This window comes from Herminiimonas sp. KBW02 (assembly GCF_003852535.1).
In the GTDB taxonomy this organism is placed as follows: Bacteria; Pseudomonadota; Gammaproteobacteria; order Burkholderiales; family Burkholderiaceae_D; genus Oxalicibacterium.
The window spans coordinates 56,057-71,639 of the sequence record NZ_QAJP01000001.1 but is presented as its reverse complement, the minus strand read 5'-3'; the positions used below and the strand labels follow the sequence as shown (position 1 = coordinate 71,639).

Annotated in this window: 11 protein-coding genes; 5 read left to right on the top strand and 6 right to left on the bottom strand. The window is 52.3% G+C overall.

Annotated features, from left to right (window positions below; all coding sequences use genetic code 11):
- The first annotated feature begins 181 nt into the window (after nt 1–181).
- Together DBR37_RS00340 and DBR37_RS00335 are read left to right on the top strand one after the other, a co-directional pair.
- Nucleotides 182–697 (top strand): GAF domain-containing protein, encoded by a 516-nt coding sequence (locus DBR37_RS00340; protein ID WP_124572311.1) that lies wholly within the window; start codon nt 182–184, stop codon nt 695–697.
- The gene (locus tag DBR37_RS00335; RefSeq protein WP_124572310.1) at nt 687–1,076 is read left to right on the top strand and encodes a response regulator; all 390 of its coding nucleotides are present in this window, start codon (nt 687–689) and stop codon (nt 1,074–1,076) included. Before DBR37_RS00340 ends, DBR37_RS00335 begins: the two co-directional genes overlap by 11 nt.
- A 36-nt stretch (nt 1,077–1,112) precedes the next feature.
- Here the strand turns inward: DBR37_RS00335 and DBR37_RS00330 are convergent, their stop codons facing one another.
- The 5 genes from DBR37_RS00330 to DBR37_RS00310 all read right to left on the bottom strand — a co-directional run bounded on the left by DBR37_RS00330 (nt 1,113) and on the right by DBR37_RS00310 (nt 9,488).
- Nucleotides 1,113–1,688, bottom strand: a complete 576-nt coding sequence (locus DBR37_RS00330; protein WP_124572309.1) for an outer membrane beta-barrel protein — start codon at nt 1,686–1,688, stop codon at nt 1,113–1,115.
- Nucleotides 1,689–2,189: 501 nt separating this feature from the next.
- Nucleotides 2,190–3,893 carry a methyl-accepting chemotaxis protein gene (locus DBR37_RS00325; RefSeq protein WP_124572308.1) on the bottom strand — a complete coding sequence of 568 codons (1,704 nt, stop codon included), beginning with the start codon at nt 3,891–3,893 and terminating at the stop codon, nt 2,190–2,192.
- A gap of 160 nt (nt 3,894–4,053) precedes the next feature.
- A complete protein-coding gene (locus DBR37_RS00320; RefSeq protein ID WP_124572307.1) occupies nt 4,054–5,757 on the bottom strand; it encodes a methyl-accepting chemotaxis protein in 1,704 nt (567 codons plus the stop codon).
- 42 nt (nt 5,758–5,799) lie between these two features.
- Nucleotides 5,800–6,276: a chemotaxis protein CheW gene (locus DBR37_RS00315; RefSeq protein WP_124572306.1), complete on the bottom strand. Its 477-nt coding sequence runs from the start codon at nt 6,274–6,276 to the stop codon at nt 5,800–5,802.
- A gap of 728 nt (nt 6,277–7,004) precedes the next feature.
- Nucleotides 7,005–9,488 carry an acetamidase/formamidase family protein gene (locus DBR37_RS00310; RefSeq protein ID WP_124572305.1) on the bottom strand — a complete coding sequence of 828 codons (2,484 nt, stop codon included), beginning with the start codon at nt 9,486–9,488 and terminating at the stop codon, nt 7,005–7,007.
- A gap of 491 nt (nt 9,489–9,979) precedes the next feature.
- On the opposite strand from DBR37_RS00310, the gene DBR37_RS00305 reads away from it, so the two are divergent.
- The 3 genes from DBR37_RS00305 (at nt 9,980) to DBR37_RS00295 (ending at nt 14,780) form a co-directional block, all read left to right on the top strand.
- On the top strand, nt 9,980–11,653 hold the full coding sequence (locus DBR37_RS00305) for a FecR domain-containing protein (RefSeq protein WP_233588227.1): 1,674 nt from the start codon (nt 9,980–9,982) through the stop codon (nt 11,651–11,653).
- Between the two features lie 96 nt (nt 11,654–11,749).
- Nucleotides 11,750–14,041, top strand: a complete 2,292-nt coding sequence (locus DBR37_RS00300; RefSeq protein ID WP_158610212.1) for a CHASE2 domain-containing protein — start codon at nt 11,750–11,752, stop codon at nt 14,039–14,041.
- A gap of 31 nt (nt 14,042–14,072) precedes the next feature.
- A complete protein-coding gene (locus DBR37_RS00295; protein ID WP_124572302.1) occupies nt 14,073–14,780 on the top strand; it encodes a response regulator transcription factor in 708 nt (235 codons plus the stop codon).
- Nucleotides 14,781–14,787: 7 nt separating this feature from the next.
- Here DBR37_RS00295 and DBR37_RS00290 read toward each other — a convergent pair whose 3' ends face one another.
- Nucleotides 14,788–15,579, bottom strand: coding sequence for a ChbG/HpnK family deacetylase (locus DBR37_RS00290; protein WP_124572301.1), 792 nt, complete (start codon nt 15,577–15,579; stop codon nt 14,788–14,790).
- Nucleotides 15,580–15,583: the final 4 nt, after the last annotated feature.

Here is a 15,583-nt window from a genome sequence, read left to right as displayed (position 1 = left end):
TCCGGCAATAGTCCGACATCCGGAATGGCTACCCGATCATCCGGGGAGAACGATCGTTTCTCCTGATAGCTGAAACTTATCTTGAGGACGATCGTCCACTGCAAGTTCTTATTGACAGCACTCCCCTTACGGCAAGAAAATCAGGACAGATAGCTGTTGGATTTCATAGAGCAAAGAAATAATGATTAAAGCGCCGATTCCAGATGATGAGGATGACCGACTGTATGCATTACGCCAGTTGCTGATCCTCGATACTCCACCCGAGGAGCGTTTTAATCGCATCGTGTCGTTTGCCGCACATGAATTCGATGTACCGATCGTTCTGATTACATTGTTAGACACCGAACGCCAATGGTTCAAGGCCAGCGTGGGTCTCGATGTATGCGAGACCGCACGGGATGTATCATTTTGTGGACATGCCATCATGTCGAACGACACCATGGTGGTGGCCGATGCCACTAAAGATGCCCGGTTTAGCGACAACCCCTTTGTACTTGAAGATCCGCAGGTACGTTTCTACGCAGGTGCCCCCCTGACGCTAGCCTCAGGCCAGAATGTCGGCACCCTGTGCCTGATCGATAATGCACCGCGCACCATGGATGCCGTCGGATTGGCTATCCTTGCTGCGCTGCGCGACCTGGCAGTCGAGGAATTGACGAACCAGTTCAGGGAACCTGCCGAACACTATGGACGCTAAACTTCCCAATATTTTGCTGGTGGAGAAGAACCATATGGTGGGTAGCGTCATCGCGCTGACGGCACGCCAACTGAATCTGGCGACCGTGCGCAAGGCTGCCAGCATCAACAATGCGCAGCACTACCTGGGTAGTGAAGCCTTCTCCGGTTTGATTACCACCATCGATGACGAAGCCGCTGACCTCAAATTTCTGTACGAACTGCGCAATGCATCCTTCAATGCTTCACCGGACATTCCCATCGTCATCATCACCCCGACCTGCGATGAGGAATTGGCTGAACGCTTAAAAATATTGCAAGTTTCCCGCATCCTGCTGAAGCCGTTCAAGGTCAGGGATGTCATTTCCACCATCGAAATGGTGAGCCGCCCTGCTTCGTAAGCACCCCAGTACCAAAATACTGCGTCTTATTCCATCCTAGCGGAAACGATATTTAAGGCCGACCGTAACCAGGTCTGCACCTGCATAGCGCGCATACATGATGCGTCCATCCACGTTATCGAACAAGCGGACTTCATAACCGGCACCCCAGGTAAAATCCGTATCCGTTTTCCGGACCGAGGTAATTCTGCGGGCGGCAGGAACCTCAACGGTGGTATTGATGGTCGAATACGTCGCACCGGCCAGCACATACAGGCCAGGCAGAACTTCGGGTAATTTATAGAAGAAAGTCAGGTCATGATTTTTGGTCTCGACCCGCGCATTGTAGGAAATGACGCCGTTAGTCGCGCTTTGCTTATAGTCGCTGGGACGTACCGCACCCAGCTCTACGCTCAGTTTTGGCGTGATCTGGTAACCGATATAAAGTCGGCCGCCATCCACCCTGTTCGTTTCGGAAGTAACCCGATAACTCGGGGTTAGCGGGTCTTTTTTCTTAACCTTGCCGCTACCGGCATCCAGGCCCAAATAGAACGTCCCGGCAGCATTTTCATCTGCAAACGAAACGGCGGAAACGACGGATAGCACTGCAAAAACGAGCGGTTTAATAGACATTACACTTCTGACGAAAACGGAATGCGTGACCCTGGATAACGGGAAACGGCAAAGCACTGCAATGCCGGCCTTATAGGCCGCGCATTATACAGAAACAACCGTCAACACATTCCAAAAGGCAACATTTAACCACCGACCGACAATCAAGGCAGCACGAACTCACGATAATTACTATCGATGAATGCGCCATGCAGCATCAACCTGATAACCCAGGGTATTACGCCATTTCAGGCTACCATCGTACTTCAGATCATCCTTCTTGCAGCCTGCCGAACCACCCAGCGCGCGATGCTCAAGATCGCCCGCCCATGGATCTGATACGCGTGTGCTGGCACCGGAAACCAGCGTTCCCTGACGACCACGCCATCAGATATCCGGGCATCGCATTTCTGAAAAATGTTTGAAATATCCGACACGCAGTTTACAAAATTTGTACTTGCAAACATCACACATAAAAAAGCCGGGTAAGAACCCGGCTTCGTTTTTTTACAACAGCAAAAATCAGAACTCTTCCCAATCGTCGTTACCTACGGCCGCACCGTTGGAAATTTTCTTGGGTGTGGATGGCGCGATGGTACGATTCGCGGCTTCACCATGCGATGGCACGACCTGTACTTTGGCGGTTTTCCTCGATGGTGCAAGCGCTACCGTAGCGCCATCCAGTTTAAAGACACTAACAGCCTCGGCCAGTTTAGCGGCTTGTTCGTTGAGCGATTCAGCTGCGGCTGCAGCCTCTTCCACCAATGCGGCATTTTGTTGGGTGACCTGATCCATCTGGCCGATAGCCTGATTAACCTGTTCTATCCCCGCACTTTGTTCCTGGCTCGCGGCCATGATCTCGGACATGATGTCAGTGACGTGTCGCACGCTTTGCACGACTTCATCCATGGTCACACCCGCCTCTTCAACCAGCTTGCTACCAAGTTCAACCTTATCAACCGAATCACCGATGAGGGTTTTGATTTCCTTGGCGGCGGCAGCAGAGCGTTGTGCCAGGTTGCGTACCTCGCTGGCAACCACCGCAAAGCCACGACCTTGTTCACCGGCACGCGCCGCTTCGACTGCGGCGTTCAGGGCGAGGATATTCGTCTGGAAGGCAATGCCATCGATCACACCGATGATGTCTACAATTTTCTTCGCCGATGCATTGATGTCTTCCATGGTGTCAACGACGCGCGATACGACGGCACCACCTTTTTCAGCGACCCCGGATGCAGATACGGCAAGTTGATTTGCCTGACGTGCATTATCTGCATTCTGTTTTACGGTGGAAGTCAGCTCTTCCATCGAGGAAGCGGTTTCTTCCAGTGAACTGGCTTGTTCTTCGGTGCGGCTCGACAGATCCAGATTACCGGCAGCAATCTGGCTGGATGCAGTAGCGATGGTATCAATGCCTGTACGCACCTGGCTCACGCTTTTTACCAGGCCGTCGTTCATGTCACGCAAGGCATGCAACAATTGGCCAGTCTCATCATTCGAACTCGATTGAATCCGATTGCGCAAGTCACCGGATGCAACGGTACGAGCAACCGATACTGCATAATCAAGCGGACGCGTGATGCTGCGCGACAGCAGCCACGCCAGTACTGCGCTCAGTATTAATGCCATGGTGCCCAAAGCAATCAGGACTGTGCGACCGGACACATACAGCGCATCCACTTCTGCCTTGGCTCGTTGAAATATGACTTGCTGGAATTCCACCACGGCCTGCACAGACTGATTGTAAGCGAGTAGCGCCGGTTCCATTTTGGTCTCTCTCAGCTTTGTTGCTGCTATTTCGGCGGCAGCATTACCTTCGGCCTTAAGTTTGAAAACATCTTTACGAATATCCATATAGGCAGTGCGACGCTCGCCAACCACCGCCATCAGCTGCTTACCTTCTGCACTGGTAATCAATTCAATAATTTGATTTTGCAGTTTGGTGATCTCCTGACTCTGAGCCTCCATTTCAGTCTGGAACAACTTCTGCACTTCTGCATCATTGCTGCGTACACGCGCCGCCGTACGTACCGCATTCGCAATATTTCCCAAATACCATTGATGCGTCAGCCGTTCCTTGGTAGCGGCTTCTTCCATATGCACAGTAGCCTGTGCGACTTCCTGCAAGCGCCAGACGCCGATCACGATCATGGATGCCATCAGTACCAATATCACAGCGAACGCCAGTCCCAGTCGTACGCCAATTTTCAGATTAGATATTTTCATTTTTATGTTCAAAGTGAAGAAAGGATATTTGCAAACAAAAGTGCACGAAAAAACATCAAGTTGCCAGACCAGCTGACAAACTTGATGTCATCGTATTGACCGAATCAGGCAGAAACGGATACGTCCCTACTCGACCCATCAACTTTGGGGTAGTTCAGGCTTAAAACTCTTCCCAGTCATCACCGCCAGTTGGCGCACCATTCGCTACTTTCTGACGTACTGGTGCTGGCGCTGATATTGCCCGCTTGACAGGCGCCGGACTGCCTGGAACGGCAGCGATTTTAGTTGTGACTTTTTTGATCGGTGCTGCTGCAGCGACACCATCCAGTTTGAAGACGCTGACCGCTTCCGCCAATTTACCGGCTTGTTCATTCAGCGATTCGGCGGCAGCTGCAGCTTCTTCAACCAACGCGGCATTTTGTTGCGTAACCTGATCCATCTGGCTGATCGCCTGATTGACTTGCTCGATACCCGCGCTTTGCTCCTGGCTGGCTGCAGTGATCTCGGACATGATGTCGGTGACTTGCTGTACGCCCTGTACAACTTCCTTCATCGTCACACCAGCCTCGGCTACCAGCTTGCTACCGATTTCTACCTTGTCGACCGAATCGCCGATCAATGTTTTGATTTCCTTGGCAGCTGCAGCGGAACGTTGTGCCAGGTTACGTACTTCACTTGCGACCACGGCAAAGCCACGACCCTGTTCACCGGCACGCGCCGCTTCTACAGCCGCATTCAAGGCCAGGATGTTGGTCTGGAAAGCGATGCCATCGATGACGCCGATGATGTCCACGATTTTCTTCGCCGATGCATTAATGTCTTCCATCGTATCGACTACTTGCGATACCACAACGCCACCTTTTTCTGCCACGGTAGAAGCCGAAGCTGCCAGCTGATTTGCCTGACGCGCATTATCGGCATTCTGTTTAACGGTAGAGGTCAATTCTTCCATCGACGATGCAGTTTCTTCCAGCGAGCTGGCCTGTTCTTCGGTGCGGCTGGACAAGTCCAGGTTACCGGCAGCAATTTGCTGTGTGGCGACACCGATTGCGGTACTACCCTGGCGTACATTAAAGACCGTTTCTATCAGGCTTTTTTGCATGACCTCCAGGCCACTCATCAAGACGCCCATTTCATTACGCGATTTGACCTCGATACGGCTGGTCAGATCACCGGAAGAAATCGCACTGAAATGACCCAGCATTTCAGTCAGCGGCTGCATGATGGCGCGGATCAGGAAGAAAGCAGCAATCGCAACGACGATCAGGCCAAACAACACACCTCCGATCGCAGCAATACGGAACATGCCGTACATGGACTGACTAGCCTCATAACTACCGACGGCAATTTTCATTTGAAAATCAGAGAGCTTCTCCGCGCTGTTATTCAATTCAATAAACAGCGGGGTGGCCTTTTCAAACATCAGGCGCTCTGCTTCTTCGAAGCGCCCCCCCTGTATGGCAGCAACCATAGGGACTGCGCCATCGCGTACATAAGCTTCGCGCTTGGCCTGGACATCTTCGGCCAATTTTTTTTCTTCAGCGTCTGCAGGCAATTCGGTATAAAGCTTCCATGCTTCATCAGACTGCGCACGCAAAGTCACCGAGCGGGCCAGCAAATCCGCGGCATTCGACGCATGCGGCTTAATCAGGACACGGTCAATATTCGAACGCGACTGGAACATGCGCGTCATCGCAGTGCCAATTGCCTGGGACGATGCCAGCTGGTTGCCGTATACATTTTTCAGCGAGTCATTCGTGCTTTGCAGGCCAAACACGCCCATCGCACCACCGACGATCAGCATGATGCCCATGAAAGCCATCGTGCCTATCAGGCGCATCTTGATTGATAAGTTATTAAACATTTTTTCCCTCTCAGACCATTATTGTGAAAACGGCTCTATTTATCAGGCCGCTAATTTTTCTATCAGTCCCATTTCGGATGAAGACATCAACTTGTCTATATCCAGCAAGATCAGCATGCGCTCTTCGATCGTCCCCAGCCCGATTAAAAAGTCTGCATTCATGGAGGTTCCCATTTCCGGGGCCGGTTTGATTTGCTCGCTATTGAGTGTGATGACGTCTGAAACGCTGTCGACCACAATTCCGACTACACGATTACCAATATTTAAAATAATGACTACAGTGAACTGATCATAAGTAGGCGCTCCGAGTTTGAACATGATGCGCATATCCACAATCGGTACGATGATGCCGCGCAGATTGATAACTCCTTTGATGAACTCGGGAGCATTAGCGATTTTCGTAACGGCGTCGTAACCACGAATTTCCTGAACTTTCAGAATATCGATGCCGTATTCTTCGTTACCTAAAGTAAACGCCAATACCTCGGTTCCGCCGAGAGATTGTTGCTTGTTTTGCATGGATGGCCTGTTATAAGAGGGATGGTTTTTTGCGCTTTGGACAAAACTTTGTAACTTAAAAATAACGAGAGCTGAAACGGGAAAAATCCCCCTTCCAGCTTATTCTTGATTACGTCATTCCAAGATGAATCTTTAGGTAAAAACGTGCACGTCACAAAGATATTTCAAAGGATCTATGACTTTTGGTTAAATCGTGAAAAGCGACTGAATATTTGGAATTTTTGTACGTTTTTTTGAGATTAAAAACGTCATTTTTATCTGCGCTTTGCCGCCGATAGTAAGCAGGCAATGTATCTTTGTTATCGGCGACACTGATCCTTACTACCCTTCGCTTCGAAGCTTTTATTGATCTGCTCATGCAAACAGAAATGGCCATCGACGACCTGGGCATAGCCGAAATCGACCACCGCCAATCTCGATGAGATAGCTTGCTCTTCATTCAAATGTCGGGGATGCATCAGGAAGCGCCGCATCTTGTGAAAAACATCACACAGCGCACAGCGCCAGGTCTGGCGATAATTTTCTGCAAATGTCGGTTTGTGTATTCGCCCCCGAACTCATACAGATAGTCGGGATAACTGAAAACGTACCGCGCCTGTTGCTCGCGGGTTTCCGACTGCGATTATTCGGGCATTACCAGCGCTGTGTTTTCCGGCTTGCTCGTCTTGCCCAGCACGCGCTGAAAAGGCCCCGGTCAATCAGCATGCGATTGTATGTTCCGGGGTCGTCTACTCAGGGTGGTCGAAGATGCATTTTTTGATAATGGCGTGCACGCCCCAGTTACCATTGACGACCTGGGTAATACCGAAATCGACCGCTACCGATATCAGCGAAATCGCTTCATCTTCGTTTAATCCATGTGCCGTCATCAGGTAACGCCGGGTCTTGCGGAAAGCATCGCGCATCGCCATGTCGAGCGATGCTTTTTTGTAGATATCGGCTTGTGCATTGGCTCCGAGTTCGACCAGATGGTTGGCATAACTCAAGCCCTGGATTACCCATTCAGTCTCACTTTCGAGGAAAGGATGATCCAGCTCATCAAGAAAGGTCCCCGCTATATCTTTTTTCTTATGCAGAACCAGCTGGAATTCACCAGTCAGCGAGCATTCAATCGCTGTCCCGCATAGTTCGGAATCACCCTGCGACGCATGCGGATCGCCGACAGAGAATAAGGCGCCCGGCACGGCAACCGGCAGAAACAAAGTCGCGCCCTTGGCAGCGCGCCAGTTATCGAGGTTGCCGCCAAAAGAACCCGGCGGCACCGAATCCACTTCATCATCCAGCAACGGTGCGACTGCCATGACGCCGAAGTGAGGACGAATCGGAATACGCGCATTCTTCAATACGCCATAGTTCTTAACGATGCTGCTGTGATTAACCGGAATACCCGGATAATCTATGGTGTCATGCCGCACGCCGAATGGATCGGTCTGCGGTGTCCAGCGGAAGTTGTAGACCGCCTTGGCGCAGCAATGCTCATGCGTCGGATGTTCAATCTCGTAAATGGTCACAACTTCACGCGGCTTGGGCTCGGTCAGCAAGTCATGATAATGGAAGCCCCACCATGACGCAGCATTACTGCCGAATGATTTACCTATGTACTCTTCGGCGGCCGCAGGCCTGGTTTGTATATCGAGTATGCGTATTTCCAGCACATCGCCCGGTTCTGCATCCTGCACATAAACAGGACCGGTACAGATATGCACACCAAAGCCCTCACCGGCACCGCGCCCATAAATGGAGCCGTCTATCGGACCGGAACCGCGGCGATCCACCGATTTTCCCTTGGCATCCCAATGGAACACGCTCTCTGCGCCAGGATCGCCTTTAATCATGCGCTCGTAATCATCGTACGCATGTTGGGTCAGCGTTTCTATCGTGACGCAATCGCCAGAATGCACAGTGACCACCGGCTTGATCGTTTGGCTGAAATAGCCCCAGTGCACAGTCTTGTCCGACACCGGGATGTAGTGATGCTTGCTCTGAACGGAGTTGAGCGATGAGTGCTCATCGTTTGCAGGCAAATTTCCGTGCTCAGCAACGGGCAGGAGCGCCACATCGTAATCGGCGATTTCGCTCAGGATACTGGCGAATTGATCACGCAAGCCATCCTTTTCAGCGACGATGTGCACGACACTTGCGGCGCCGTGCACTTTGCGGCTGTTGCGTCTCTTTTCTGAAGTCACTGCCGCATTGCTGGCAGGGCGCCCCCTTTGCAAATGCAAGGCAATTTGTTTACCGGCAGTAGCACGATACGCTTTGGGACTGATGCCGAACTCTAGGTTGAACGCCCGGCTGAAGTTAGCCGCATCGTTAAAGCCCCAACGGAAGCACAGTTCGCAAATGGTCAAATGCTTGAGCGCACTATTGGCCAGATCATTACGACAACGATCCAGTCTGCGCTTCTTTACGTATTCGCCAAATGTGGTGTCTCCACCAGCAAACAGCTTTTGTATATAGCGTGCGGATAAATTTTCTATGCGGGCGATTTCGCCTATCGAGACATCAGGATCGGTCAGCCGGTTTTCTATGCTGCGACAAACCCGGCGCAGATGTCCGAGCTGGACCGAGGTGGAATGCTCGGCATCGCTATCGCCCGACTCCTCGGCATCACCATGCCGCGCCATACCTGCAATCAGCAAGCTGGTCAGACTGGCCTCCATCTGTCCCAGATCTTCCGGGCTTAAGCCGTCGAAGTGTTCACCTATCGAATACAGGAAGTCGGCGCTGATACCGCCAGCGCCAAAATTCGTGACGACTTTATTCAGATCACTGGAGCCGGTGCGCATCAGACGAGCCAGAAATCCGGCCTCCTTCAGCTCGACCATAATCGCCGTGAATGCCGTCTGCAAATCGAGTCGCCAGTCTTGCTGTGGATTTAGCAAAAAGATATCTCCGGCAAGCAGGCGTGCGGACTCCGGTCCGACGCTGACCTGGCCGTGACCTTCCAGCAGTGCCAGGATCAGGACCACGTCATTGCGCTTGCCCACTGCATCCTGCGACGAATGCAGTATCTGCGGTGAACCATGCAATTTGGCAAAAACAGACGAGCGGGAAGAAACGCTGACAGACGCACAACCGTGCAGAGGTGCGCGCTCTGTTGCGGGGAAATCGCATGCCACGCCAATTCGACCCAGGGTCTGCAGCCATGCTGCAGCACGTAACTCGCCAGGGAAGGCGTCAGTCGAAAAACGATTCAAGTTATCAGCCATGCTTCACCCACATCTTCTAAATCCATATGCCTGCAGCGGCACGCTTCATTCTATTCAATGCAATATTACGACAGCTCACTCGCTATCAGACCGGGCTGGGACAAAGAATGCACAAGGAGCACATTCATAAGCGACATTGCCCGGAATAAATTCGGCGCTGCGGAATGGATATAGAATCAGCAAATACTAGGCTGCTCACGACGGGCAAACTTGTTCAGGCGCGCACAAATCATTGTATTTTGCAGAAAAGCCACAGCAAAGTATTTCCATGTGGAAATATATGTGTATGCATATACAAGACAGCATCTACATATACGTCGTTATCATAAGAAGCATGGCCTGCGCCAAGCAAAATCAGGCCATATCGGCAATATTTGCAAATGTTAACGTTTCATCACCATCCGGCTTTTCTGATACACCTATAATTCCCGAAATCAACAAAACACCACACTTTCAGGCATTTCGCGAAGTACTTTAAGAGGCAAGCAGTGTTGAGAACCATAGCTAGTGCATTCCTGTTAATCGCCATCACTTCTTCCGCATACGCCGATAACATCAGCGTAACGCGCGATGGCGTTATCTATTCCGTTTCGCAACACGAAACCCTGTCCAGTATTTCGCAGAAATTCACCGGCCATGTCAAAAACTGGCGCACGATAGGCCAGACCAACCAGATCGAAAACGACAGGGCGATCCCTATCGGCCGCAAAGTCCTGATTCCTACTCGCCTGCTCACCCCGGTTTCTGCATTTGCCCGCATCAAAAGTTTCTTCGGCGACGTCGTGATCCGCGGACATGACGGCAGCGCTATAGAGGCGAAGATCGATGCACTATTAAAAGAAGGCGATACGCTGACCACGATGGCGAATAGTTTCATTTCGCTGATGCTGGATGACGGCACCCAATTCACACTGCCACCAAATAGCGTCGTCAACCTGCGCTTGCTGCGCGCCACGCAATATGTGGAAACACCGCGCACGCAGCTGTATCTGCAAAAAGGCCGGGTTGAATCGCACGTTACACCACTCAACAAACCCGACAGCAAATATGAAGTCATCAGCCCGCTCGCCGTATCCGGCGTACGCGGCACCGACTTCCGCGTGAACGTTGATGACCAAAGGGTCTTGAATGAAGTGCTGGAAGGCAAAGTCGCCGTCGCACAAAATACAGCCGTCAATAAGCCCAGCAAGCAACTGGTTGCTGCCGGTTACGGCACCGTGGTCGAGAACGGCCGTGTCAGTAAACCAGTCAATCTGCTAAAGGCGCCGCTACTGCTTGACGGCTATCAACAGCAAACACGCTTGCCTATCCAGTTCCCGCTGTCGCACGCGGACGCTTCCGCTTTCCGCGTCGTCATTTCCACAGACGCAGCGGGCCGCAATAATATTGCCGAAATCAGCGTACGCAGTAGTCAAGGCAAAGCCGTCGCGAAACTGGAAAATCTGGAAGATGGCGCTTACTTTGTCCGTGCCAGTGCGCTGGATGCAGTCGGCCTCGAGGGTGTCTCGACGATACAGGCCTTCCGTGTCGATGCGCGTCCATTCCCGCCCTTCCTGCTGCAACCGGGTACCAAGTTCCAGGGGCAAGTACAGAATAAAAAAATCCCTGTCACGATGAAATGGTCGCTGGCAGAGGGTATCAGGGATTATCGCGTGCAAGTGGCAAGCGATGCTGCATTCAAGACCCTTATCTTCGACCAGACCGCAGAAACAGGGCAGGATCAAATGATCGTATCGCTCGCCAGCGGCAATTATTACTGGCGTGTCGCTTCGATACTGCAGTCTGGCAGCACTTCGAAACAGGGACCGTTTGGCGACGCAAAACCATTGGCCGTGGTAGCAGGCCTGGATGCGCCATCCGCCAGCATAGGGCAAAAGGAAATCCAGTTTTCCTGGAGTGCCGCACCTGGCCAGCACTTTACCTTCCAGGTTGCCGACACGCCGGAATTCAAAACATTGCTGAACAATATAGAGAGCGCAAAAGCAGAAGTCGCCATTCCTCGTCCGGAAGCAGGCGTCTACTATGCGCGCGTACGTAGCACGGATAGCGACGGCTTCGTCGGTGCCTTCTCGCCAGCACAAAAATTCTCGGTACCGCTGCAATGGCGTACTGAATACGATGCAACGCTCGAATCGCAGGGCCAGCCCCTGGGTACCAGCTACTAATCGCCTAGCCCTGGTTTGCTTACCCGATACATGACGCCCAGTTTGCGGACAGTTAAATCTCCATTAAGAAAAGAATGGCGCATCTTCCTGCTCCTCATGCTGTTACTGGCAATCCTGCTCGGGTACGAAAATGGCCTGGGCCAGGCTGACCGCTTTATATATGACAATCTGGTCAAGGCAACGCAGCGTGCTGCCCCGTCCGATGTCGTCATTATCGCGATAGATGAATTCAGTATCGCCTCGCTCGGCCGCTGGCCATGGCAACGACGTACCCATGCGGAATTGCTGGACATACTGACGGCAGCCAAAGCCAGGGCGGTCGGGATGGATATCATCTTCGCCGAGCCGCAGTATCTGTCCGATGACGACGCGTTGCTGGCAAGTGCGATCGCCGGCAACAAGCGCACCGTCTTGCCGGTACTGATAGAACGCACGCCTACCGGCCTGCAACCGACATTGCCCTTGCCTGCCCTTCGTCAGGCGGCAAACGGTCTGGGGCATATCCACTTCACCTTCGAAGCTGACGGCGTAGTCAGAGGCATCTACCTGCAGGAAAATCTGCATGGCGTGTCGTGGCCGCAATTTGCACTGGCGGTTTTCAACGCAGGGCAAAGTAATGGTACGCAGCACATGAATATTGCAGGCACCGTATCTGACGATTATCGGGATATGGATCTCAACAATATCCCGGAAGGCGATCACCTTGCGCGTATTCCGTATGCTGGTGGCCCCGGTCATTTCAAGACGATTTCGTATATCGATGTATTGTCGGGCAAGATTCCGCCCGGCTTCTTTACGGATAAGTATGTATTGGTCGGCGCAACCGCGGCTGGCATAGCCTCTACTTTTGCAACCCCGGTAACGACCGACCACGAAGCGATGTCCGGCGTTGAAATCAATGCCAATATTCTGACCGGCCTGATCGAAGAACGCAGTATCAGCACTGCAGCGCGCTGGCAGACCATCCTGTTTACCCTGCTGTCAACTTCACTGGCCCTGCTTGCCTGTCGTTACTTCTCGCCGTTCGGCGCGCTCGGCCTGACCCTCTTTCTGGCCAGCCTGATCAGCGCTCTGACGTATGGCGCCTTCCTCGAAGAATTGTGGATACCGCCGAGTGCAGCCATCCTGATGGTGGTCATCGTTTATCCTTTATGGAGCTGGCGGCGGCTTGAGGCTGCCCTTGCCTACCTCAGCGAAGAATTTGCGCGTCTGAATCAAACCACCCCTATGGTTTTGCGTCATGCAAACGAAGCTGTGCGCATCAAAAATTCCGATTATCTGGATCGTCAGATTGCCGCCATCCACATCGCCGCCAATCGCTCACGCGATATGCATCAGTTTGTCATCGACAATCTGAACAGCATGCCGGACGCCACTCTGGTTCTGTCGCAGACAGGCGAGATCCTCATGTATAACCGCATCGCACGCGAATACTTTGCGACGCTTAATCTGGATAAAACACAAACGCCAACGCTGGAAGCAATTTTTTCCAGATTTGACATGCACCAGGACGCCGGCACCAAGCGCACCGACTGGCGCGAGGCACTGTTGCATTCGACCCCCGGCAATACCGCAGTAGAAATCGAAACGCGCGACGTCAACAAACGTGAATTTCTGATTAAATCCGCGCCTTCGCGCATGGCCGATGGCTCCATGCTGGGCTGGATCGTTTCGCTGATTGACGTAACGACCTTACGCGCTGCCGAACGCCGGCGCGAAGAAAGCCTGAATTTTATTTCGCATGATATGCGCGTGCCGCAATCGTCCATCCTCGCGCTGATCCAGTTGCAAAGAAACCCGAGCACTGCATTCGCGATTCCAGAATTCCTCAGCCGCATAGAAAAATCGGTTGAAACCACCCTCAACCTGGCGGATGACTTCGTCCATCTGGCCAAGGCGGAATCACAATCCTATCAATTACAGGACACTGATTTTTCATCACTGCTGGCTGAGGCGGCCGACGATATGTGGGCATTTGCGCATAGCAAATCCATCAGCATCGTGGTTGATTCCCAGGAAGTAGAGAACTGCTGGCTGAATGTCGATCGTTCGCTGGTCATACGTGCACTCGGCAACTTGTTATCGAACGCAATCAAATTCAGCCCCAAGGGTTCAGAAATCATTTGCAGCGCCAGGTCTGTACATACCGCCAGCGGCAGCAGCGTCGTGTGCAATATCACCGACCACGGCAAAGGTATTTCCGATGCTGATCGCACAGCTATCTTTTCACCGTTCCTGCGTGCAGACGAACAGGATCATGACGGCGTCGGCCTCGGACTGGCGTTTGTAAAAATGGTGGTCGAACGCCACAACGGCAGCATAGAAGTCAGCAGTATCGTCGGCCAGGGAAGTACCTTCACCATCACCCTGCCGTGCGTGATTGGATAGATTAATTAAAAACGGAGTTAGAGAGTAAGCCATGAGAATAGCGTCACTGGAAGATGATCCGATCGAATCGCAACTGATCAATCAGGTCATTACCGATGCAGGCCATGAATGTACGTCATTTGCGGATGGAAAAACACTGATCGCGGCACTGCAAAGCCAGCGTTTCGATATCCTGATACTGGATTGGCATTTACCCGATATGACAGGCAAGGATGTCATCGAATGGGTACGCGGCAACATAGGTGAAAACATTATTGTGATGTTCCTTACCAATCGCGTACTGGAAGAAAATATCGTCGCCGGACTAATGGCTGGCGCCGACGACTACATGACCAAGCCGATACGCGAGGCAGAACTGTCAGCCCGCATCCATGCCTTGTCGAAACGCATACGCCTGGTGGCGGGAAATGATGCGGCAGTAGTCGCACCGCAGGCGAGTGTAATAGAAGTCGGCATTTTCAATTTTGACCTGATGCGTAAAACCGCGACCATCCGCGGCGAACCGGTCGAACTGAAACCCAAGGAATTCGATATTGCAGCGCTGTTCTTCCAGAACATCGGGCAATTAATTTCGCGCGAACGTATCATGGAAGAAGTATGGGGACGCGAGCTTATGATGACTTCGCGCACACTGGATACCCATATGTCGCAAGTCCGGACCAAGCTGCAACTAAAACTGGACAACAATGTACGCCTGACGACGGTGTACACCATAGGCTATCGCCTCGATACTTTCTAAGTACGACTCAAGCTATGCTGGATAGCCGCGCCAGCTTGAGTCTGGCGGCTGCCAGCAGATCCAGATACTCCTGCGAACGGAAGAAGTTGTACTCGACCACCCGTTGCCGCGCGATCTCATCATCCGGATACACCTCGGTCGCCGGATGACACATGATCAGCATGCCCGGCTGTGCCGCCGCCAGCCAATCCTTGAAGCAGTTACCGTAATCGGTGCGATCAAAACCATATACCCCGGCAAACCCGTGGTTAGTCTTGATACCGGATACGTGTAAACCTGCCGCCAGTTTCTGCCCGCCCAGGTACTTCAGGATTTGTGGCTTACCGCGCCATGCAGGATTCGCCGGTACTGTATTGCGCACCCATATCTGCTTACCTGCATAGCGACGTTTGATCACTTGCAATACGATCTGGCGCACGCCCGGTAACTGATGCACATGCTGATGACCGTCGATAAAGTCCGGCGCCTGGCCGTAACCTTCTTCAAAGGCATCCAGTTGCCGCTCCAGTTCCTGTTGCAGGTGCTCGGCATTCATCCCTTTTAGCAAGCTACGCAAGATCACCGCATGCAGGCTGGGCATGCGGGTCTGACTAAAGCCTTCAGTCAAATTGAAATGCAAACCAATATCCGCTTGTCCCTTGTACTCACGTATCGCTGGTGCCGCTGTACGCATCCAGTTCGGTGCCGTACTAAAGCAGCTGACCGCACTCAGGCGGCCGCACGCCAGCAATTGCAGAATACCGGCGTCAATACCGGGATTCTGCGCATAGTCGTCGGAGCAAAGTGCTATCGGAGTCATGGTC